The organism is Nonomuraea sp. NPDC050478, from assembly GCF_044458265.1.
Taxonomy (GTDB): domain Bacteria; phylum Actinomycetota; class Actinomycetes; order Streptosporangiales; family Streptosporangiaceae; genus Nonomuraea; species Nonomuraea ferruginea.
Window position 1 is genome coordinate 216,462 of record NZ_JBITHT010000001.1, and the last position, 20,568, is coordinate 237,029.

The 20,568-nt window shown below is 69.3% G+C and carries 24 protein-coding genes; 13 read left to right on the top strand and 11 right to left on the bottom strand.

All coding sequences use genetic code 11. From position 1 onward, the window contains the following. Positions 1-42 precede the first annotated feature (42 nt). The 3 genes from ACIBF7_RS01055 to ACIBF7_RS01065 are packed head-to-tail and all read left to right on the top strand — an operon-like array spanning position 43 to position 2,254. On the top strand, positions 43-378 hold the full coding sequence (locus tag ACIBF7_RS01055) for a PadR family transcriptional regulator (RefSeq protein ID WP_148035348.1): 336 nt from the start codon (positions 43-45) through the stop codon (positions 376-378). Then, the gene (locus ACIBF7_RS01060; protein ID WP_397196068.1) at positions 375-1,289 is read left to right on the top strand and encodes an HAAS signaling domain-containing protein; all 915 of its coding nucleotides are present in this window, start codon (positions 375-377) and stop codon (positions 1,287-1,289) included. Before ACIBF7_RS01055 ends, ACIBF7_RS01060 begins: the two co-directional genes overlap by 4 nt. Further along, entirely contained in the window at positions 1,286-2,254 is a 969-nt protein-coding gene (locus ACIBF7_RS01065; protein WP_397196069.1) for an NAD(P)-dependent alcohol dehydrogenase, read from the top strand. Before ACIBF7_RS01060 ends, ACIBF7_RS01065 begins: the two co-directional genes overlap by 4 nt. Before the next feature lie 48 nt (positions 2,255-2,302). On the opposite strand, the gene ACIBF7_RS01070 is transcribed toward ACIBF7_RS01065, so the two are convergent. Together ACIBF7_RS01070 and ACIBF7_RS01075 are read right to left on the bottom strand one after the other, a co-directional pair. Beyond that, a complete protein-coding gene (locus ACIBF7_RS01070) occupies positions 2,303-3,487 on the bottom strand; it encodes an NAD(P)/FAD-dependent oxidoreductase (RefSeq protein ID WP_397196070.1) in 1,185 nt (394 codons plus the stop codon). A 3-nt stretch (positions 3,488-3,490) separates the two neighbouring features. Further along, positions 3,491-4,177 carry a helix-turn-helix domain-containing protein gene (locus ACIBF7_RS01075; protein ID WP_333485724.1) on the bottom strand — a complete coding sequence of 229 codons (687 nt, stop codon included), beginning with the start codon at positions 4,175-4,177 and terminating at the stop codon, positions 3,491-3,493. A 109-nt stretch (positions 4,178-4,286) separates the two neighbouring features. Here ACIBF7_RS01075 and folE point away from each other — a divergent pair, with 109 nt between their 5' ends. Both folE and ACIBF7_RS01085 read left to right on the top strand, forming a co-directional pair. Continuing rightward, entirely contained in the window at positions 4,287-4,838 is a 552-nt protein-coding gene (folE, locus tag ACIBF7_RS01080) for a GTP cyclohydrolase I FolE (RefSeq protein ID WP_271277968.1), read from the top strand. Next, positions 4,835-5,191 carry an ArsC/Spx/MgsR family protein gene (locus ACIBF7_RS01085; protein WP_397196071.1) on the top strand — a complete coding sequence of 119 codons (357 nt, stop codon included), beginning with the start codon at positions 4,835-4,837 and terminating at the stop codon, positions 5,189-5,191. Before folE ends, ACIBF7_RS01085 begins: the two co-directional genes overlap by 4 nt. On the opposite strand, the gene ACIBF7_RS01090 is transcribed toward ACIBF7_RS01085, so the two are convergent. Beyond that, positions 5,180-6,094, bottom strand: coding sequence for a transglycosylase SLT domain-containing protein (locus tag ACIBF7_RS01090; protein ID WP_397196072.1), 915 nt, complete (start codon positions 6,092-6,094; stop codon positions 5,180-5,182). The genes ACIBF7_RS01085 and ACIBF7_RS01090 overlap by 12 nt on opposite strands. 82 nt (positions 6,095-6,176) lie before the next feature. Here ACIBF7_RS01090 and ACIBF7_RS01095 point away from each other — a divergent pair, with 82 nt between their 5' ends. From ACIBF7_RS01095 to ACIBF7_RS01105, 3 genes are all read left to right on the top strand, one after another. Continuing rightward, positions 6,177-6,479 (top strand): 4a-hydroxytetrahydrobiopterin dehydratase, encoded by a 303-nt coding sequence (locus ACIBF7_RS01095; protein ID WP_148035354.1) that lies wholly within the window; start codon positions 6,177-6,179, stop codon positions 6,477-6,479. Between the two features lie 70 nt (positions 6,480-6,549). Next, on the top strand, positions 6,550-7,917 hold the full coding sequence (locus ACIBF7_RS01100) for an ATP-binding protein (RefSeq protein ID WP_148035355.1): 1,368 nt from the start codon (positions 6,550-6,552) through the stop codon (positions 7,915-7,917). Then, positions 7,911-9,101: a tetratricopeptide repeat protein gene (locus ACIBF7_RS01105; RefSeq protein WP_364229497.1), complete on the top strand. Its 1,191-nt coding sequence runs from the start codon at positions 7,911-7,913 to the stop codon at positions 9,099-9,101. Before ACIBF7_RS01100 ends, ACIBF7_RS01105 begins: the two co-directional genes overlap by 7 nt. Here the strand turns inward: ACIBF7_RS01105 and ACIBF7_RS01110 are convergent. Continuing rightward, positions 9,098-11,218, bottom strand: a complete 2,121-nt coding sequence (locus tag ACIBF7_RS01110) for an MMPL family transporter (protein ID WP_364229495.1) — start codon at positions 11,216-11,218, stop codon at positions 9,098-9,100. The two genes, ACIBF7_RS01105 and ACIBF7_RS01110, sit on opposite strands and share 4 nt — an antisense overlap. A 130-nt stretch (positions 11,219-11,348) precedes the next feature. On the opposite strand from ACIBF7_RS01110, the gene ACIBF7_RS01115 reads away from it, so the two are divergent. Then, a complete protein-coding gene (locus ACIBF7_RS01115; RefSeq protein WP_397196073.1) occupies positions 11,349-11,816 on the top strand; it encodes a MarR family winged helix-turn-helix transcriptional regulator in 468 nt (155 codons plus the stop codon). A 1-nt stretch (position 11,817) separates the two neighbouring features. Here ACIBF7_RS01115 and ACIBF7_RS01120 read toward each other — a convergent pair whose 3' ends face one another. Next, positions 11,818-12,255, bottom strand: coding sequence for a hypothetical protein (locus ACIBF7_RS01120; protein ID WP_148035359.1), 438 nt, complete (start codon positions 12,253-12,255; stop codon positions 11,818-11,820). 200 nt (positions 12,256-12,455) lie between these two features. On the opposite strand from ACIBF7_RS01120, the gene ACIBF7_RS01125 reads away from it, so the two are divergent. Then, positions 12,456-13,316 carry a hypothetical protein gene (locus tag ACIBF7_RS01125; RefSeq protein WP_397196074.1) on the top strand — a complete coding sequence of 287 codons (861 nt, stop codon included), beginning with the start codon at positions 12,456-12,458 and terminating at the stop codon, positions 13,314-13,316. Positions 13,317-13,364: 48 nt separating this feature from the next. Here ACIBF7_RS01125 and ACIBF7_RS01130 read toward each other — a convergent pair whose 3' ends face one another. Then, entirely contained in the window at positions 13,365-13,847 is a 483-nt protein-coding gene (locus ACIBF7_RS01130) for a cupin domain-containing protein (protein ID WP_219542953.1), read from the bottom strand. Between the two features lie 236 nt (positions 13,848-14,083). On the opposite strand from ACIBF7_RS01130, the gene ACIBF7_RS01135 reads away from it, so the two are divergent. Continuing rightward, the gene (locus ACIBF7_RS01135) at positions 14,084-15,790 is read left to right on the top strand and encodes an ATP-binding protein (protein ID WP_364229490.1); all 1,707 of its coding nucleotides are present in this window, start codon (positions 14,084-14,086) and stop codon (positions 15,788-15,790) included. 187 nt (positions 15,791-15,977) lie between these two features. Continuing rightward, the gene (locus ACIBF7_RS01140) at positions 15,978-16,604 is read left to right on the top strand and encodes a YdcF family protein (RefSeq protein ID WP_364229488.1); all 627 of its coding nucleotides are present in this window, start codon (positions 15,978-15,980) and stop codon (positions 16,602-16,604) included. A gap of 290 nt (positions 16,605-16,894) precedes the next feature. Here the strand turns inward: ACIBF7_RS01140 and ACIBF7_RS01145 are convergent, their stop codons facing one another. From ACIBF7_RS01145 to ACIBF7_RS01160, 4 genes are all read right to left on the bottom strand, one after another. Further along, a complete protein-coding gene (locus ACIBF7_RS01145; protein ID WP_271280287.1) occupies positions 16,895-17,314 on the bottom strand; it encodes a helix-turn-helix domain-containing protein in 420 nt (139 codons plus the stop codon). Beyond that, positions 17,311-17,688 (bottom strand): type II toxin-antitoxin system RelE/ParE family toxin, encoded by a 378-nt coding sequence (locus tag ACIBF7_RS01150; RefSeq protein ID WP_364229486.1) that lies wholly within the window; start codon positions 17,686-17,688, stop codon positions 17,311-17,313. Before ACIBF7_RS01150 ends, ACIBF7_RS01145 begins: the two co-directional genes overlap by 4 nt. Positions 17,689-18,115: 427 nt before the next feature. Beyond that, positions 18,116-18,541, bottom strand: coding sequence for a tautomerase family protein (locus ACIBF7_RS01155; RefSeq protein WP_364229484.1), 426 nt, complete (start codon positions 18,539-18,541; stop codon positions 18,116-18,118). A 36-nt stretch (positions 18,542-18,577) separates the two neighbouring features. Next, positions 18,578-19,279 carry an SDR family oxidoreductase gene (locus ACIBF7_RS01160; protein ID WP_364229482.1) on the bottom strand — a complete coding sequence of 234 codons (702 nt, stop codon included), beginning with the start codon at positions 19,277-19,279 and terminating at the stop codon, positions 18,578-18,580. A gap of 84 nt (positions 19,280-19,363) precedes the next feature. Between ACIBF7_RS01160 and ACIBF7_RS01165 the strand changes: the two genes are divergently transcribed. Further along, positions 19,364-19,843: a helix-turn-helix domain-containing protein gene (locus ACIBF7_RS01165; protein WP_364229480.1), complete on the top strand. Its 480-nt coding sequence runs from the start codon at positions 19,364-19,366 to the stop codon at positions 19,841-19,843. Positions 19,844-20,039: 196 nt separating this feature from the next. Here ACIBF7_RS01165 and ACIBF7_RS01170 read toward each other — a convergent pair whose 3' ends face one another. Beyond that, positions 20,040-20,492 carry a DUF6196 family protein gene (locus ACIBF7_RS01170; protein WP_397196075.1) on the bottom strand — a complete coding sequence of 151 codons (453 nt, stop codon included), beginning with the start codon at positions 20,490-20,492 and terminating at the stop codon, positions 20,040-20,042. Between the last annotated feature and the right edge of the window lie 76 nt (positions 20,493-20,568).

Here is a 20,568-nt window from a genome sequence, read left to right on the forward strand (position 1 = left end):
CCCTCTTGTCCGTACTGTGCGGCACACAGTATCGTGTGAGACGTGATAGAGGATGACGTACTGGCCACGCACCGCCAGGAGATCCGGCGCGGCACCATCGTGCTGGCCTGCCTGCTGATCCTGCGGCGCCCCGGCTACGGCTACGCGCTGCTGGAGACGCTGGAGAGCTGCGGGTTCGCGGTCGACGCCAACACGCTCTACCCGCTGCTGCGCCGGCTGGAGAAGCAGGGACTGCTGACCGCCGAGTGGAACACCGACGAGTCGCGCCCGCGCAAGTACTACGTGACCAGCCCCGACGGGGCCGAGCTGGCCGACATCCTGTCCCGCGACTGGGACGAGCTGCACACCGCCTTCACCAAGCTCAGGGACGACGAATGACCACGCTCACCGACCGCTACGTCGCCGAGGCGCTGCGCGGCATCCCCGAAGGGCAGCGCCGCGACATCGAGCTGGAGCTGCGCTCCTCGATCGCGGACGCCGTCGAGGTGCGGCTCCGGACGGGCGAGGACGAGTCGCGGGCCGAGGTGGAGGCGCTCACCGCGCTCGGCGACCCGGCCCGGCTGGCCGCCGAGTACGCGGGCCGGCCGCTCCACCTGATCGGGCCCGCGCTCTACCTGAGCTACACGCGCCTGCTGAAGACGCTGCTGACGACCGCCGTCCCGCTGGTGTTCCTGGGTGCGAGCGTGGTGGGGTTCGCGCGGGGCGGGCCCGCCGGGCGGGCGCTGTGGGAGGCGACCGGGATCGCGCTGACGGTGGCGATGCACGTCGCGTTCTGGGTGACGCTGGTGTTCGCGGCCGTCCAGCGGGCGCCGTCGATGCGCGACAGACGGCCGGCCCGGTGGGATCCGGCCACGCTGCCCGAGCTGCCCGCGCGGCGGATCGACCGCACGTCGCTGATCGGCGGCACCTCGGTCGCGACGGTGCTGATCTGCCTGCTGGTGCTGGTCCAGCTCTACGGGCCGGTCCCGGTGATCTCGCCGGGGCTGTGGGAGTCCGGCTGGCTGTACCTGGCGGTGGTCTTCGCCGCCGTACGGATCGGCTTCGACCTGGTCGGCTACTACGTGGGCTGGGGCGTCCCCCAGGCGGTGGCGCACGCGGTGATGGGACTGGCGTTCGTCGTGCTCGGCGTGTGGGTGACGGCGGGCGGGGCGCTGCTGAACGACGCGTTCCTGGAGGCCATGGGCTGGCCCGAGGGCGTGGTGACGTGGGTGGTCGTGATCGTTGTGGTCCTCATGGCGGTCAACGACTCGATCAACGGGTTCGTCCGGGCACGGAGGAGGAAGGCATGAAGGCGATCGTGCAGCGGGTGTACGGCCCGCCCGGGATCTTAGAAGTCGGAGAGGTGGACCAGCCGGTGCCCGGTGACGGCGAGGTGCTGGTACGGGTGCGCGCCTCGTCGGTCAACTTCGGCGACCTGGTCACCACCAGGGGCGTGCCGTACGCGGCCCGGCTGGTGCTGGGCCCGCGGCGGCCCCGGCATCGGGTGCCCGGCCACGACCTGGCCGGCGTGGTGGAGGCGGTGGGGCCCGGCGTGACGCGGTTCGGGCCGGGTGACGCGGTGTACGGCGAGGTCGTGGCCGGGGCCTACGCCGAGTACGCGCGGGTGCCGGAGAAGTTCCTGGCGGCCATGCCCGGCGGGCTGAGCTTCGAGGAGGCGGCCGCGGTCCCCGTCGCGGGCAACACCGCGCTGAAGGGCCTGCGCGACGCGGGCAGGCTGCGGGCCGGGCAGTCGGTCCTGGTCAACGGCGCCTCCGGGGGCGTCGGCACGTTCTCGGTGCAGGTCGCCAAGGCGCTGGGCGCCGAGGTCACCGGGGTGTGCCGGACGAGGAACGTCGAGCTGGTCCGGTCGCTCGGCGCGGACGAGGTGATCGACTACACCCGTGCCGACTTCGCTCAGGCGGGGCGGCGCTTCGACGTGATCCTCGACCTGGTCGGCAACCGGTCGCTGCGGGAGCTGACGCGCCTGCTGAACCCGGGCGGCGTGCTCGTGCTCTCCTCCGGAGGCGGCGGCACGTGGCTCGGGCCCATGGGCCGCATCCTCCGGGCCGTCGTGATGTCGCCGTTCGGCGACCGTACGCTCCGGTCGTCCGTCGCCGGCCGGAGCGCCGGCAACCTGGCCACGCTGAAGGAGCTCATCGAGTCCGGCGCCGTCCGCCCGCACGTCGAGTGCGCGTACCCGCTGGGCGAGGTCCCCGACGCCCTGCGTCACTTCGAGGAACGGCACGCCCGATCGAAGATCGCCATCACCGTGTGACGCGGGCGGCCGGGAAGCCAGGGTAGCCCTGGCTTCCCGGCCGTCTCGTCATGCCAGGGTCTCGGTGAGGGGGACGGACGGGTCGGCCAGCTTGGCGCGGTCGGCCGGGGCCGCGGCGCGGATCAGGGTCTTGATGTCGTCGGTGACGTCCCAGACGTTGACGTTCATGCCGGCCACGACCCTGCCCTCCGCCAGCCAGAACGCGATGTACTCGCGGGAGTCCAGGTCACCGCGGATCACCACGTCGTCGGCCTCGCCGGGGCGGACGTAGCCGGTGTACTCCATGCCCAGGTCGTACTGGTCGGTGTAGAAGTAGGGCAGCCGGTCGTAGGACGCCTCCTTGTCCAGCATCGCGGCGGCGGCGACGGCCGGCTGGTTGAGCGCGTTGGCCCAGTGTTCGACCCGGATGTGGGTGCCGAGCAGCGGATGGTAGGCGCGGGCCACGTCGCCGGCGGCGAAGACGTCGGGGTCGGAGGTGCGCAGCGAGGCGTCGACCACCACGCCGTCGTCGACCTTGAGCCCGGCCGCGACGGCGAGCCGGGTGTCGGGCTCGACGCCGATGCCGGCGATGACGGCGTCGGCCTCGACGCGGGTGCCGTCGGCCAGCCGGACGCCTCCCGCGATCTCCTCCACCTTGACGCCGAGCCGCAGGTCGACGCCGTGGTCGCGGTGGAGGTCGGCGAAGGCGGCGCCGAGCCGCGGGCCGAGGACGCGCAGCAGCGGCGCGCCGTCGGACTCCAGCAGGGTCACCTCCACGCCAGCGGCGCGGGCGGCGGCGGCCACCTCCAGGCCGATCCAGCCGGCGCCGATGATCACCACCCGGGAGGCGCGGGCCAGCACGTCGCGGATGCGCTCGCTGTCGTCGACCGACCGCAGGTAGAGGGCGTCGCCCGGGAGGCGGCGCGGGGTGGCGCCGGTGGCCAGCAGGAGTTTGGCGTAGTCGAGCCGCGCGCCGTCGGACAGGGTGACCTGGTGGGCGGCGCGGTCGACGGCGGTGACCGAGGTGCCGGTCAGCACCTCCACCTGCTGTTCGGCGTACCAGGCCGCGTCGTGGACGAAGATCTTGTCGCGCTCGGACTTGCCCTGGAGGTAGGACTTCGACAGCGGGGGACGTTCGTACGGCAGGTGCGGCTCCGCCCCCGCCAGGACCAGGCGGCCGTCGTAGCCCTGCTCGCGCAGCGCCTCCGCGGCCTTGGCGGCGGCCAGGCCGCCGCCGGCGATCACGTAGGTCATCGGTCAGGCTCCTCTCAGTTCGACGCAGCAGGCGCCCGGCCGCGGGGCCAGCACGGCCTCGGCGGTGGACGCGTCCAGCCCTTCGAGGAACCCGGCCAGGAACGCGTGGTTGATCGCGCACACCAGATCGGGGTCCTTGGCGGCCAGCGGGTGGAAGGGGCAGTTGAGCAGCCGCAGCAGGGTCGGGCCCTCTCGTACGGGCTCGAACCCGTGGCGTTCGAGCACCTGCCCGGCGCACGTCAGCGCGCGCTCGGCGCCCAGCCTGCCCGGCTTGGCCCGGTCGCGCTCGGCCGCGCCCAGCTCGCGCCCGCGCGCTGCGGCGGCGCGGAGCGCGGCCTCGCGGCCCGTCTCCTCCGGACCCTGGACGCGCAGGCCCTCCAGGAGGATGCCGGCCAGCAGCTCGTGCTCGCGCGGCGGGATGCTGACCCGCACGTCGAGGCCGGTGGGCTGGTAGACCTTGGGCGCCCGGCCGACCGGGCGCGGCTCCCCCGGACGTCCGTAGCCGGCCGAGAGCAGCCCGACCGCGACCAGCTTGTCGAGGTGGAAGGCGGCGAGCTTGCGCGAGATGCCGACGCTCTCGGCGGCCTCGTCTCGGGTGACGGGCCGGTCGGCGCGCCTGATGAAGTCGTACATGCGCCGCCGCAGGTCGTCGCTGAGCACCGCGACGGCCGCACGGGCCTGCTCCGACATCGTCACGCCGTCAGTTTAACACCCAAGACCGCTGGCGAAACAGGTCACTATTGACCAAATATAGGGATATGACTAACACTTGTTGGTGAAAATAGGAGGTGGTCCCTTGATGGACCTGGCCGAGGCCGAGCACGCGGCCGAGCGGTTCCTGGCGGCGCTGGGCGTCGACACCGAAGAGGAGAGCCTGCGCGAGACCCCGCGCCGGATGGCGCACGCGTACGCCGAGATGCTGAGCCCGCGCCCGTTCGAACTGACCACCTTCCCCAACGACGAGGGCTACGACGAGCTCGTCCTGGTACGGTCCATCCCCCTGCGGTCGATCTGCGAGCACCACCTGCTGCCGTTCACCGGGCTCGCGCACGTCGGCTATCTGCCGGGCAAGCGCATCGTGGGGCTGTCGAAGCTGGCCAGGGTCGTGGAGCACTTCGCCTGCCGCCCGCAGGTGCAGGAACGGCTGACCCGCCAGGTGGCCGGATGGCTGCACGACCAGCTCGACCCCGAGGGGGTCGGCGTCGTCATCGAGGCCGACCACACGTGCATGACGCTGCGCGGCGTGCAGGCTCCCGGATCGCGCACCCTCACCTCCACGCTGCTCGGTACGCTGCGTGACGACGCCCGCGCCCGGGCCGAGTTCTTCGCTCTCACGGGACTGCCGAAATGATCGAGATCTGGATCAACCCCGACTGCTCGAAGTGCCGCGCCGCCCTGTCGATCCTGGACGCCGAGCAGGCCGGCTACACCGTCCGCCGCTACCTGGACGATCCGCCGACCGATCAGGAGCTCCGCGACGTGCTGGCCCGGCTGGGGCTGGAGCCGTGGGACATCACCCGCCACGGCGAGCCGGTCGCCGCCGAGCTGGGCCTGGAGACCTGGCCGCGCACCCCGGAGAGCCGCGACCGCTGGATCGGCGCGCTGGCGGGCCATCCGATCCTGATCCAGCGCCCGATCATCACCGCCGCCGACGGCGCCGCCGTGGTCGCCCGCACCGAGGAGGCGGTCCGGTCAGCCCTCTGACGGGCCGGTGATGCGCCGCTCCCCCTTGGTGGTGATCACGTACACCTGCCAGTTGTAGTAGACGTAGTAGTTCAGGGGATCCCGCTTGATCTGGCGGGCGTGCGACTGGATGGCGTTCACGTACCGCTGGGAGGGGTTGTAGGCGTGCAGCGCACGCCCGTAGTCGCGGGGCGCGCCGGTGGCGCGCAGGTAGTTGGCGGCGGCCATGACCGCGTCGCGGTGGTCCTGGACGTCGCCGCCCATCCCGTACGCCTTCCAGGTGGCGGGCATGAACTGCATCGGCCCCTGCGCGCCGACGTGGCTGGCCGACCTGACCCGGCCGAACTTCGTCTCGGCGAACATGACCGCCGCCAGCACCTCCCACTCCACGCCGAAGCGGCGCTCGGCCTGCTTGAAGTAGCGGAGCAGCTCGGCGGCGGGGCGGGCGTCGCGGGTCCTGATGACCGACGTGCTCTTGACGGGGTGGGCCAGGGCCAGCAGCTCGCGGATGGCCCGGGTGTCGTCCCTGGCTCCGGCGGCCAGCCGCTCGGGCAGGCGGGCGAACGCCTTCTCGGCGATCTCCGGGTTGCGCGCGGCGAACCGGTGGATGCGCTGGTGGTGGAGGGCGAGGAGCTCGACGTCCTCGGGCGGCTCCCGCTTCTTGTCCCAGCCGTCGATGGCCTCGGCGAGGGCCTCGGTGGTCTTCTCCAGCGCCGCGGCCAGCTTCGCCGGATCCTTCGGGATGCGTTCGTCCGGATCGGGCAGGTCGCGCTCCGGCGACGGGGTGTGCGTCGGGGTGTGCTCCGGGGTGGCGGAGACGGTGGTGGGCGCGGGGACCGACGGCGGGGCGGCGCTCTCCTGGGCGGCGCAGCCCGCGGCGGCCGTGAGCACCGCCGCCGCCGTCACGACGCGGAAGCTTCGCATGGGCGGCCAATCTACCCGGTGTGTGAAGGTCCGTTCCGGTGGTACGCCAAGGGTGACGGCCACTTACAGCAGGGAGCACATCATGACCGAGCTGCTCAACCGTGACGAGATCGACACCGCGCTGGCCGCGCTGGAAGGCTGGCACAGCGAGGGGAACGCCCTGGTCAAGGACGTCCCGATCACGCCCGACAGCTTCGGCTGGCTGAGCGAGGCGGTGCTGAACGAGGCGGACGAGATGAACCACCACCCGGACATCGACCGCACCGACAGCGGCGTCCGCTTCCGCCTCTGGACGCACAGCGCGGGCGGCGTCACGCCCAAGGACGTGGAGCTGGCGGCCCGCATCGACCAGGTGCTGAGCGGCGCCACGCGCGACAAGGGCTGAGGTCCTGTCCCGATTTCGGTAGCTTACGTAGTTCTGAACCACCGGAATCGCGACAGAAGGGACCCGGCACGTGGTCGACGACCCCGGTTTGCGGGCGCTCAGCGAGGCCGCGCGCCTCTCCCCGGACAACCTCCCACTGCGCCGGCACCTGGCCGAGCAGCTGCTGGGCAAGGGATATCTCGCCGACGCGGAGGCCGAGTTCCGTGCCGCGCTCGTGCTCGCGCCCAAGGACCCGGACATCGTGACCGGGCTGGCCGAGGCGTTCGTCCGGCAGAGCTCGTACGGAGAGGCGCTGTCGGCGCTGGAGCCGCTGCTGGCCGAGGGCGGGTACCCGCCGAAGGTGGGCGTGCTGGCGGCCCGCGCCCTGCTGGGTGAGGGCGACGTGCACAAGGCGGCCTACCGCTACCACGAGGCGGTCTCGCGTGACCCGTCCGTCGCGGACGCCGACCTTGCGGGCCGCCTGGTGGCCCCGCCACCGGTGGTCGCGGAACCCGCCGGGCCGCCCGTGGGAAACCCGCCCGCGTACATGGCGCCCTCGTCCGTCACCCACGAGCGCTCGACCGCGGAGGTCGAGCGGTCCGGCTTCAGCTTCGCCGACGTCGCCGGGATGGACGAGGTCAAGGAGGCGCTCCGGGTCAAGCTGCTGCTGCCGATGCAGCAGCCGGAGCTGTTCGCCGCGTTCGGCAAGCGGGCCGGCGGCGGTGTCCTGCTGTACGGGCCGCCGGGAGCCGGCAAGACGCACCTGGCCAGGGCCGCCGCCGGGGAGCTCGGCGCGGCGTTCGTGAGCGTCGGCCTGGCCGACATCCTCGACATGTACATCGGGTCCAGCGAGCGGAACCTGCGCGCCACGTTCGACCTGGCCCGCCGCCACCGGCCGTGCGTGCTGTTCTTCGACGAGGTGGACGCGCTGGCGGCGCGCCGCTCCGACATGCGCCAGACGCACAACCGGCAGCTCGTCAACCAGTTCCTGGCGGAGCTGGACGGCGTGGACCAGAACGCCAACGAGGGCGTGCTGGTGCTGGCCGCCACGAACGCGCCCTGGTACATCGACGTGGCGTTCCGCCGGCCGGGCCGGTTCGACCAGCTCGTCTTCGTACCGCCGCCGGACGCGGACGCGCGCGCGGCGATCCTGCGCATCCTGTGCCGCGACAAGCCGCTGGCGGAGGTCGACTTCGGCGCGGTGGCCAAGGTCACCGACCAGTTCGTCGGCGCCGACCTCAAGGGCGTGGTGGACCGGGCGGTCGAGGCCAAGCTGCAGGAGTCGATCCGCGCGGGCCGGCCGGTCCCGCTGTCGACCCGCGACCTGCTGGCCGCGGCCAAGACGGCCAGGCCCACGTCCGTGCGGGAGTGGATGGCGACCGCGCGCAACTACGTGATGCACGCCAACGAGTCGGGCGCCTGGGACGACCTCATGCCGTACATCCAGCGCAAATGGTGACGGTCCGCGACTCGCTGGAGCGGGCACGGCTGTTACTGCAGATGGGCCGCCCGGCGGACGCCGAGCGGGAGCTGCGCGGCGTCCTCACCGAGGAGCCCCAGCACGCCGGCGCGCACGCGCTGCTCGGCCTGGCGCTGGTCCAGCAGGACCGTACGGACGAGGCGCTGGAGGAGTCGCGCGAGGGGGTGCGGCTCGCGCCCGACCACTACGTTCCGCACTACCTCTCCGGCCAGGTGCACTTCCAGGCGGGGCTGGTCGACGAGGCGGTCCGCGCGGTCGTCGCCGGGCTGGCGCTCTCACCCGAGCACGCCCCGTCCTGGGAGCTACTGGCGCGCGTCCACATGACCAGGCACGACTGGCCCCAGATGGCCGAGACCGCCGGCCGCGGCCTGGGGCTGGACCCGCAGCACGCCGAGCTGGCCAGTCTGCTGGCCATCGCCCTGGTCATGCTCGGTCAGAACGAGCGCGCCAGGGCCGTCGCCGCCCAGGCGGTCGGCAACGACCCGGAGAGCGCGCTGGCGCACTGGGCCTACGGCCGCGCCGCGCTGGCCGCCGGCGACCCGAGGACCGCCGCCGAGTCCTTCCGCGAGGTGCTCCGCCTGGACCCGGGCTTCGACGCGGCCAGGGACCTCCTGGTGTACGCGCTGAAGCAGCGCAACCCCGTCTACCGCCTGCTGGCGAAGCTGCGGTTCCGGGTGAGCTGGCGGCTGCTGTTCCTGCTGCCCGCGCTGCCGCCGGTCATCGCGGTCTTCGTGATCAGCGCGCTGCTGCACTGGGCGGCGTGGGTGGCCGAGTCCTGGACCACGCTCCGGCTGGCCAGGGCCAAGGCCACCCGCCTGCTGTTCGAGGGGGCGGCGGGCCGGGTGTCCCTGCTGTGCCTGGCCCTGCCGGTGGCCGGCGCGGTCATGCTCGGCCTGGGCATCGGGCTCGGCCTGGATGTCCTCGGCACCGCCGGCGTGGCGACCATGGCCCTGGTCACCCCGGTCCAGGAGGCCGTCCACACCGGTTCGGCGGCCGGCCGGCGCATCCTGGCCGTCTGGGCGGGGGCGCTCGCGGTGACGATCGCCGTCGCGGTCGCCACCTCCTCCTTCGCCCCCGCCATCCTGTCCCTGTACGCCGCCCTGGCCACGATCTGGATCGCGGCCGGCGTACGGAAGATCTTCCGCCCTCGCCAGGCGGTCTAGCGGGACAGGCGGCTCGGCCACCACATGCGGCGGCCGATGTCCAGCGACAGCGCGGGCACCAGCAACGAGCGCACGATCAGCGCGTCCAGCAGGACGCCGAAGGCCACCAGGAAGGCGAGCTGGATCAGGAACAGCAGCGGCAGCACGGCGAGCGCCGCGAACGTCGCCGCCAGCACCACGCCGGCCGAGGTGATGACGCCGCCGGTGAGCGTGAGGGCGCGCAGGGTGCCCTCGCGCTCGCCGTGCCGGATCGTCTCCTCCCTGGCCCGGGTCATCAGGAAGATGTTGTAGTCGATGCCCAAAGCCACCAGGAAGACGAACGCGAACAGCGGCACCGCCGGATCGGCGCCCGGCAGGTCGAGCACGTGGTTGAAGATCAGCGCGCCGACGCCCAGGGCGGTGGCGAAGGACAGCACCGTGGTCGCGATGAGCACCAGCGGGGCCACCAGCGAGCGCAGCAGCGCGATCAGGACCAGCAGCACGACGAGCAGCACGAGCGGGATCACCACCCGCAGGTCGCGCGCCGAGGTGTCGAGCGTGTCCAGGGTGACCGCCGCAGTGCCGCCGACCTGCGCGTCCGCTCCCGGCACCGCGTGCACGGCGGCCCGCAGGTCGCGGACGACCTCGACGGCGGCGGTCGACTCGGCGGGCTCGCCGAGCGTGGCGTGCAGCAGCGTCCGCCCGTCCACGACCTTGTCCACCCGGGTGACCTCGGTGACGCCCGCCACCCCTTCCGCGGCGGCCTTGACCTGATCCGCCTGGTCGGCCGAGGTGAGGATGGTGGCGGGCGTGGCCGAGCCGGCGGAGCCGAAGCCGCGCTCCAGCGTCCGCTGCCCGGCGACGGACTCGACCTCGGTGCGGAACACGTCCAGCTGCGAGGTGCCCTCGGCCTTGAACTGCGGCACGAACGCCGCCGCCGCGGCCAGCGCCACCACCGTGATGACCCAGTACGCGCGCGGCCGCCGTTCCACGGACCTGGCCACGCGGCCCCACAGCCGGTGACGGCGCACGATGGCGGCGGTCGAGTCGGCGTCGGCCTCCTGGTCGCCGGTACGCGGCAACAGCGGCCAGAACGCGGCCCGGCCGAGCAGCAGGAGCACCGCGGGCAGGAACGTGAGCGCGGAGACGAGGGCGGCGGCGATGCCGAGCGCGGCCACCGGGCCCAGCCCGCGGTTCGAGGCCAGGTCGCTGGCCAGCAGGCAGAGCACGCCGAGGATGACGGTGCCGCCGGAGGCGACGATGGGCTCGACGGTGCCGCGCACCGCCACCCTGATGGCGTCGATCGGCCGTTCCTTCTCGTACAGCGCCTCCCGGTAGCGCGCGACCAGCAGCAGGGCGTAGTCCGTGCACGCGCCCACGACCAGGATGAACAGGATGCCCTGGCTCTGCCCGTTCAGCTCGATCCAGCCCGCGTCGGCCATCAGATAGACGACGAAGGCGGCCAGCACGAGCGCGAGCATGGCGGAGACGATGACCACGAGCGGCAGCAGGGGCGACCGGTAGACGGCGATGAGGATGACCAGCACCGCGCCGAGCGCCACGAGCAACAGCGTGCCGTCGATGCCGCCGAACGCCGCGCCGAGGTCGGCGCCCAGCGCGGCGGGCCCGGCGACCTGCACGGTCGTGCCCTGGGCCGCGCTGTCACCGAGCAGGGCGCGCAGCTCGTCGACGGCGACGTCGGCCTCGACCTGGTCGCTGATCGGCACGACGAGCTGGGCGACGCTCGGGTCCTCGGTCCCCGGGATGGGCCCGGCGACCTTGCCCTGGATCCAGGGCTCGGCGGAGATCCGCTGCGCGTCCTGGGCGATCTCGGCCAGCCGTTCCCGGGAGAGCGGCTGGTCGGCCGAGTAGACGACGAAGGCGGGCACCGCGTCGCTCTCCTCGAAGGCCTCGCGCGCCTCCTGGACCTGCGTGGACTCGGCGCCGATGGGCAGGAAGGCAGACTGGTCGTTGGTCTGCACCTCGGTCAGCTTGCCCATGAACATGCCGAGCGGGCCGGCTCCGAACAGCCAGACCACGGCGATCAGCACGGCCGCGCCGTACCAGGCTCGGTGCCGCCGCGGCCGGGCATGACGGCGCTCCGTACCGGTCCGCGTGCGGGTGTCGTGAACGGACATCCTGCGCCTTCCCTCGATAATCAAGCTACTTGAAAATCAAGATACATGACGCGCGAACGGGCCCCCACACCGCCCCCCTGAGCTGCCCCTACAATGACGGGCGACACCGCGCCGGCCGGTAGGGAGAAAGATGGACACCTCGCGCTCCGGATCCCGCGAGCGCCTCTATCTCGACATCCAGCAGGACGGGCAGCGCCTCGCGACCGGGCTCGTCCGGCTGCTCCACACCATGTCGCTGGGCCTCGACCTCAACCCCACCGACTTCCAGGCGTACGCGCTGCTCCGCATCCAGGGCCCCATGACCCCCGGCGAGATCGCCCAGTGGCTCAGGCTGGCCACCGGGTCGGTCACCGCGCTGATCGACCGGCTGGAGGCCCGCGGCCTCGTCGCCCGCGACCGCCACCCCGACGACCGGCGCAAGGTGATCGTCCGCCCCGCCACCGAGCCCGAGCCCGGCCCTGCCACCGGCGACCAGCTCGGCATCGCCCAGGCCATGCTCGCGATGCACGAGCGCTACTCGGAGGCCGAGCTGGAGGTCATCGCCGACTGGCTGCACCGCGTCACCCAGACGCTGAACGAGCTCGCCACCCGCCGTTGACCTAGGACGGAGCTCCGGCCAGGCGCCGCGTGACGTACTGGGCGAACAGGCCATGAGCCACCACGACGGCGCCGAACCCGACCACCACCATCGCGATGTACGTCATGCGCCCGTCGGGCGCGAGAATGACCGCGGCGCCGTCGGCGAACCCGGTGGACGCCACCCCGAACCCGGTCACGGCCGCGGTCACCCACCGCCCCGCCACCCGCACCACCCTCGGCGCGGCACCGGTCACCGCCGCCGGCACGGCGAGCACCGTGAACGCGATGAAGACGCCCACCGTCCCCATCAGGCTGAACTGGCTCTGCTCGGCCGCCGCGATCGCGATCAGGCTCATCAGCAGCCGCGCCGCACCCCCGACCACGATCCCCGCCACGACCGCTCCCCCGGCAGCCGCCGCCATCAGCCGGACCACGCGCCGGCCAGTCATCCCCGACATACACCCCTCCAGTTGCTCAAAGAGGGTTGTAGCGACGCAAATCCCCTCCCGGCAATGCCGGAATTGCAATGCAATGATGCTGTTATTGATGATTTGTCGGGAAAAGCCTGACAGGTGCTGGTCGGAGAGGGGCTTCGAGGCGGTTTGACATGATCCCCTCGCGAGCGATAAACGCGTCGGTGGTGTCGTCCAAAACCTCCGTGCCCGCCTTATCCGCCCTGGCGATCCTCATGCCGCTGGCCCCCGCGGTCATCGTGCCCAAGACCGCGAACGTCGTCGCCGGCGCGGTCATCGCCGTCCTGCTGGTGGTCCCCGTGGTGGCGCTGCGCCGTAAACGTTGGGCTTCGCGGGCCGGGGCCGCGCTGCTGACGCTGCTCGCCGTGGCCGCCGCCGTGCCGCCGGTCTCCGGGCTCGGCAGCCCGAGTGCGGAGGAGATCCAGCACTATGTCACCGTCCAGGTCGCTCTCGGCAGACCGGTCGACCTCCATGGCGGGGCTCTGGGGTCCCTCCCCTGGGACGACATCGATCTGCTGCTGCTCGCCGTCGCCTGCCTTGCCACGGCGGCACTCGTGCTGACGCTCGGCCGAGCCGTCCATCAGGAAGGACAGCGCGAGCTTCGTCCGCTGCGCTGGCGGTGGCCGCTGGTCATGTGGGGCGTGGCTCTGCTGCTGGTGAGCGTTCCTCAGACGGTGGTGGTCCTCGCCGCCGGTACGGCCGAGTACGGGATGATCGTCATGGACGGCTCCTGCTTCGGCGCCCTGGAGGAAATCCTGCTCGGGCCTGCCATGGCCATGGTAATCCTGCTCCCGCAGCCGCTGGTGGTCGCGCTGGGCTTCGCCCTATGGGCGCTGCTGGCCCGCACCGGTCACCGGCTTTTGGGCCGGGCTGTGGGCTGGTTGACGCTGGCGCCCCTGCTGGCCGCCGACCTGATGATGACCTGGATGCCTCTGCTCGGATGCACCCGGTCCCCTGCCGATCCGATCACGCTCACATGGGCGCTGTTCACGTTCCTTCCCGTCGTCCTCATCGTGCTGGCGGTACGGGTGCGCCGGGTGGCATGACTACTGATAAGTGTTGACTCAGCAGCACTTCTCAGTTACTGATCAATTTCAGAGGGTGTCATGCTGGTCGGGGACGCGGTCCTGGGGCTGCGCAGTCCAGGCGGGAGGTTCGTCCACGCCGAGCGATTCGTCGCGCTCGGCGTCGGTGCTCGAAGGCTGGACGATGCCGCGCGAGTGGTGGACCGGGGCGTAGATCGCGTAGAGGCGCAGTGGCTCGTCACCGGTGTTGATCACGTCGTGCCAGGTGCCGGCCGGGACCTGGATCGACCATCCGTCGGAGACCTGTTGCTCGAAGTCCAGCCGATCCTTGGCCGGGCCCATGACACAGGTGCCCTGCCCCGCGTCCAGACGAAGGAACTGGTCGGTTTCCGGGTGTACTTCGAGGCCGATCGACTTACCGACCGGGATGGACATCAGGGTGACCTGCAGATACTTCCCGGTCCATGCGGTGGTTCGGTAGTTCTCGTTCTGCCGCGTGGCCGCTTCGATATCGAAGGCGTTCGGCCGGGGCCCGTTGTCGCTGATGTGCATCGTCTCTCTCCGTCGGTGCTGACTGCCCCTGAGGCGCGGGTAAGTCCCAGGTGCGGATACCGAAGATGGTTGCCGCTAAACCTGCCGGTCACTGATCGTCGACGCGGCGACCATGACCGCGCGGATGCTGGCATGGCGCCCCGGTACCGGCGTCACCGCCGCGGATCACCGGCATGACTACTGAGAACCAACTGAGAAGTGTTGATTCAGCAGCACTTCTCAGTTACGCTCAGTAGGTGGATCAGCGGGAAGCGTTGCAAGCACTGGCCGTCGTGGGGGACGGTGTGGCAGCGGATGCCCTGGAAACGGAGACGCTCGACTTCAAGCTTCCAGGAGAATCTCAAAAATCCACTTACAATCTGCTCGCCGATGCTCTCGTATGTTTTGTGAATGCCCGCGGCGGGACGGTTGTACTGGGCGTTGACGACAAAGCGACGAGTCGGCTGAACGCGCTTCGAGGAGTGCCGCTGAGTTACAGCGTGGACTCGATACGCAAAGGCATATTTGATCGTACACGCCCCCCGATAACGCCCTTCGTTGAAGATGTGACGGTCGACGGTGTCCGCCTGATACTGATCACGGTTCCGGAGGGCGTCATGCCGCACAGCAATGCCGCAGGGCTGTCGACTCGCCGCCTGGGAAAAGAGTGCCTGCCGTATCCCCCGGATCAACAACGCGAAGTGATGATCGCCCGAGGCCAGGTGGACTGGTCGGCCGACTCGTCCAGCGTCGGCATCTCGGATCTCAGCGCGGTCGAATTCGAAAGACTTCGTCAGATCTTGACGGCAAGCGGACGCGACAACTTGGCAGACCTACCGAACAAGGCACTCCTGGAGTCGTTGAGGCTGATCGCGTCCGACGGGAGCATCACCAACGCAGGCGTGCTTCTGCTGGGCGATGAGTCGCTTATCGGCAGGGTCGTTCCCAGCTACGGTTACTCCTACCAGTTCAGGCCGACCTCGGGCAGTGAGGCGACCGGACGGATGCGAGGAAACCGGCCTTTGATAGCGGCCATCCAAATCTTGACGGAGGCCATCGAAACACGTCGCGAGATCCACCCTCTCAATGTGGCAGGCGGAGTTCAACTAGCACTCACGGACTACCCTGGCGAAGCTGTCAGAGAGATCGTCATCAACGCGTTCATCCATCGCTCTTATGAAACCAGTGGAACGGTGGATGTCGAGCACTCACCAGAACGTCTGGCGATCTCAAGCCCTGGCGGCCTGGTCGCCGGGGTGACGCCGGCCAACATTCTCACGTATCCATCGACCCCGCGAAACAGGCTTCTCACGGAGACGGTATCCGTACTCCAGCTGGCTGAGCGCACTGGGCAAGGAGTCGACAGAGCCTACCGCGAGATGCTACGCGTCGGTAAAGAGCCACCGCAATTCGAGGACAAGGGCACCCTGGTTCGGGCGACCCTCGGCGGAGGGATCGGGAACAAGGCGTTCGCGCGTTTCGTGAGCGATTTGCCGGCTCGGGCCGGCCGAGACCTGAATGTTCTTCTCACACTGTCACATCTGCGGCACAGCAGAAGTATAGACGCCCCAAAATTGGCAAGCACAATCCAACGCACGCCGGCAGAGGCGCAGGAAGTGCTTTCCACCATGGCGGACGAATACGGCCTCATCGAGGCCACGAGCCGAACCGTTCGCCGACCGTTCCCGACGTATCGACTGCGGTCAGAATCCCTTGCGTCCATGTCTCGGTCAGTCACATATCGTCAGCGCGCGATCGACGATACCGACCAGAAGGTCATAGATCACGTAAAAGAATACGGCTTCATCACCAATCAGAGTGTTCGCCGCCTTTTCGATCTGCATGTCTACGCCGCCCGCGACCTGATCAACAGCCTTCGCGAACGCGAAATTCTGAAGAAGATCGGAGACGCGAAAGGAGGCGCTGGAGTGCGCTACGGCCCGGGAGCCAAATTCCCGAAGTGAGACCGCGGCACTCATCTCCACGCAGGCCCTGTACGAGGAGACGGAGGCGCGGGCGAAGTTCAGCGCCACGCTCCACACGGAACTTCCGCGTGTACCCGTACCCTCCGAACTTCCGTCGTCCTCATCGTGCTGGCGGTACGGTGCGCGACTTCGCGGTCCGATACCGAGGCGTTCTAGAGTCGCCGGCATGCGGCGAAGGACAGGAATGCTGATAGCCGGGGCTGGAGTCCTGGTCTGGGGCGAGTGGTTGAACTGGCGCTGGTCCCGCACTCTCGTGGAGAACGGTGCAGGCCCCGCCGAGGCCGTGGTCGTGTTGGGTTACCGGAACCCCCAGCCCACGGCGAACTTCCTCAACCGCTGGCGAGTCCGTGCTGGCATTCGCTCCATCGCCACCGACAGTGCGCGCGACACTCGCGTCATCTTCAGCGGCGGTGCGACCAGCGGTGGCGTCGCGGAGGCGCGGTTGATGGCCGATTACGCGAAGTCGGTGCTCGGATTCGACGGCGCGGTGCTCCTCGAAGACCAGAGCGCGACGACATGGGAGAACATCACGAACGTGATCCCCCTGCTTGAGGACGTCGACCGTATCAAGATCGTCTCCCAGCCGGCTCACGCCCTCAAGGCCCGCGCATACCTGCGGCGGCAGCGCCCCGATCTCGCCGAGAGGCTTGTACGCGCGGACGACTACCGCCCCGGCGAGTGGACGGTCGTCAAGCCGCTGCTGGCTCTGTACGGACTCTGGACACTCCGCGGTCTCAAGGCCGACGAACGGAGGATCTCGCGTAGACAGCGACGGTCGCGTCGGCTCCGCTGATGAAGGCTCTTGAGCGCTGAAGTGATCGTGCACCCCGAGCCAGCAGCTTTTCACGCCTGGCAGGCGAGGCTTCCGTACATCAGGGACTACCTTGCCAGATGCCGGCTGGGCGCCAGTCGCTGGATTCGGTTCGTCCCCTCGAAGATCTGCATGTTCTCCGACCCACGATCAGTCACCTGCGGATACAGCCTGATCCTTACGATGACCAGCGGTTGCGGGGATTGGCCGAACGAGCAGGAGAGGCACCAACAAAGAGGGGCGCCGCACGCGGGCTCGCAAAATGCGACGACTCATCCCGGGCCCGTGGAACCCGGCGTCCCTGCAGCGAGATGCGAAGGCCGTGCCTTGCCATGCGAGTGAATGAACTTGAAGTGTCGCCTACGCGCCTTGCTCATCTTGCCTGCCCGTAGCCGGTAAGTACCGCTCGGAAAGCTGGCTGTGAGCTCAAGCCGTCCGCCGATGGCCTCCACGTAACGGGCCACCACATCCACTGAAGAAACTTCGCCACGCTCGATCTGCGAGACGCGTGCCTTCGTCACACCCATCAGGGCGGCAACCTCGCTCTGCGTCAGAGCGGCGTTCTTACGGCGCTGGGCAAGCTGCCAAGCATCGATGAAATCGTCGACCATGCGCCGGGTCTCGACAAGTGCCGCTTCCCCTCCTGCCTGCTCCACGTGCTTGGCGCGGTTCCACTTCTTGAACGTCGTCATGGGTTCCGCCCCTCCTCTTCTGCGCGTTCTTTCAGGTAAATCTCGTACAGCCGCTCTGCGTGCGGTATGGCCTCCTCGTACCAGCGGTTGGGATCGCGAGGGCTTGCCTTGATCTTGTCTGCGGCAACGAGAACGATGGCGTCCCGCCTCGGATCGAAGACGAACAGCAGTCGAAGCGCGCTACGCCCGGTGGACCGGGGGCATAGTTCCTTGAGGTTGGCGATGCGCGAGCCGTTCATCTTGCCCACGAGTGGCCTACCCAGCGCTGGACCATTCTCCGCGAGCCGATCGAGCGCATCGATGACCAGCCGATGCGCCTCTGGATCAAGGCCACTGATCCAGGCATCGACTTCATCGGTGACGTAGATCCCCACTCGTCCTGCACAGTCCAAGTATAGGGGATACTATACTGGCGCAATCGGGCACTCCGAGAGCGCCACGAGATACAAGGGCATGGCTGCGCCTGTTCGCCGCCGGTGGCGTGCGTCCCTTTCCCCGGGGACACGCTTGCCAAGCCGACAAACCCCGCCCGCCGACACAGAGAAGCGGGGTTTCCGCATCACCGTCGTCGAAGCCCGCACCCAGCGCAGCGCGCTCGACCGGGTCCCGCGGCGGAGCGCGCCAGGCAACATCAAGTGAGACGACGGAACTTCGGCGTCTCACCCGACCTTGCATCTCCGCATGTCAGGACGCCGCCCGGAGGCAAGATCGAACGAGACGGGACATCTGGATGAGGGCGCACACCAGCGACCTCATGGCAGGTGCGGCTCGTCTCTTCCGGGGACGGTACCGGCGGTGCGGTCAGTAGGGGGACGCCGAGTTGCTCTCAGCCCAGAGCTTCTCGGCGTCGGAGCCTGCCGGGGGCGGCGCGATCCCGTTGATCATCCAGAGGTCGTCGCTGGTCTCGTCGATGTGGAACTCCCAGTGCAGCCCTGCGTTCCGTTCGAGGTGGGGCTGCAGCATGCCCTTGACCCACTGGGCGGTCCGGCGCCGGCTCTCTCGATCGGCGTTGCGGCGGGCGATGTGGTCGATCACAATGCGGACCCCGACCGGGGCAGGCTCCCCACCGACGTAGAAATCCTCGGGCCGTGTCTCGTGGAACAGCGTGATCACGTAGAACCGGGGCAGCCCCACCTGTTCGTAGTGGTCGGCGATCTGGGAGGCAAGTTGGTGCTTCTCCTTGTCGGTGAAGATTCCGGGCGTGTGATGAACAGTCCACAGTGGCATTGCGGGTCAGTACTCCTTAAGTGTTGGGACGCGATGTCAACCGGCGACCGAGAAGGCCAGGCGCTCCACGGGGCCGGACAGCGCCGCCTTGGTGGCGATGGTGACGTCGTCGGCGAGCACCTCCGTGGCCTGGGCCTCCAGGCCGTCGACGATCCGCGCGGCCACCTCGGCCGGCGTCGCCTTCGGCAGGTCGATGGCGGAGACCATTTCGGTGTCGATGAACCCTGCGTGAACGCCGACGACCTGGGTGTTCTGGCGCGCTAGTTCGAGTCGGAGCGAGTTCGTGATGGACCACGCCGCCGCCTTGGACGCCCCGTAGGCGCCGGCGCCGGCCAGCCAGGACAGCACGGAGTGCATGTTCACCAGTGCGCCCCCACCGTTCGCGGCCAGGATCGGCGCGAACGCCCGTGCCATCCGCAGGGGTCCGAAGACGTTGACGTCGAACGTCACGGTGGCGCGCTCGAAGTCACCCGTCAGCAGCGGAGCCGGCAACAGGATGCCAGCGTTGTTGAACACGATCTCGACGTCGGCGGCGACCTTCGCGAGGGCGGCGACCGACGCCTCCGAGCGGACCTCCAACTCGGCGGTAACCACCTCTGGACGGTCGTCGATGTACGCCGAGCGCGCAGTCGAGTACACCTTTCGCGCCCCGCGCGCCAGCACCTCATCGACCAGCGCCGCGCCGAGCCCACGTCGGCCCCCGGTCACCACAACCACTCTGCCCGCTACTGCAACCACTGCGTTCTCCTCTGGGTAACGATGTCGTTAGTGAGATGTAAGCACGCCATGCTGGATAACGCAAACGTTAGTTACAATGGTGAGATGGCGATGAAGTTCGAGGAACGGCTGCGCGACCGAGATGCGTGGTCGATCGGCGATGGATGCTCGGCGGGGCGGGTGCTGGACCTGCTCAGCACCAAGACGGTATTCCTGGTGGTCCGCGAATGCTTCTACGGCACGACCAGGTTTGACGACTTCGTGGCGCGGATCGGGACCTCGGCCCCTGCGGTGTCTCGGGCACTCAAACAGCTGAAAGCCGCGGGTATTGTCGCGCCCGTTCTCTATCGGGAGCCGGGGAGCCGGGCCCGCGACGAGTACCGGCTGACCGAGGCGGGCCGGGACCTGCTGCCGGTGTTTCTGTCGCTGATGCAATGGGGCGACACGTACCTACAGGAAGGCCGCCCGCCTCTGTCGTTCGTCGAGACCGACACCGGCCGTCCGATACGGGTCCGCGTAACCGCCGACGCAGCGCCGGAGACGATGTGCGACGACATCGAGATCCGGCTGAACCCCGCCTGGTGACGCGGCTGGCCCCGTTTCTCGATCACGCCCGGGATGATCTGGCCCGGCTGGAACGCAGCACGGGCATCGGCCAGTCACCCCCGACCATCCCACGACCCACCGATCTCCAACTCCGTCTCCCGAACCTTCTGGATATCGATCCAGGAGACCTCCGATGAAGATCGCCCACGTACAGAACGGGGCTAGCCCTCATCCATCAACTGTCCATGTCGGGGAAGGCCGCGCGTAGTGCCTTGACGACTGCGACGGCCTCGTCCAGCAGGTCGATCGGGCACCCCCAATAGTCATAGATGCCACCACGGGCACGGTTGCTCCCGCAGATGACGAACACCCCCGTCCCCAGCCTCACCTTCAGGTGACTGGCCAGCCAACCGACGAAGCCGCTGTTGTCGAGCTCAGAGGGAAAGTGAAAGGAGAAGATCCCAAAACGTTCGACGTGTTCGTGTTCCTGGCTGTAGGGGACCAGGCGGCTCCAGCTCTGGTCGTCACGGACCACGGCCAGTTCGTCGCCGGTGAGCACCGGCGGCTGGTCGATGGGGAACTCCTCAAAACACCAGACACCATCATGCACGAGGACATCGGCCTGGGCGATCACCCGCTGCAGACGCTCTTCCGTCTGTTCCGACCTCTCCCTGCTGACAGAAACCATCGCTGCTTTCTCCTGCCGAGTCTGCTCGGGGCGTCGACATCGCCCGAAGATGCATGTCTGCACTATGTCACTAGCG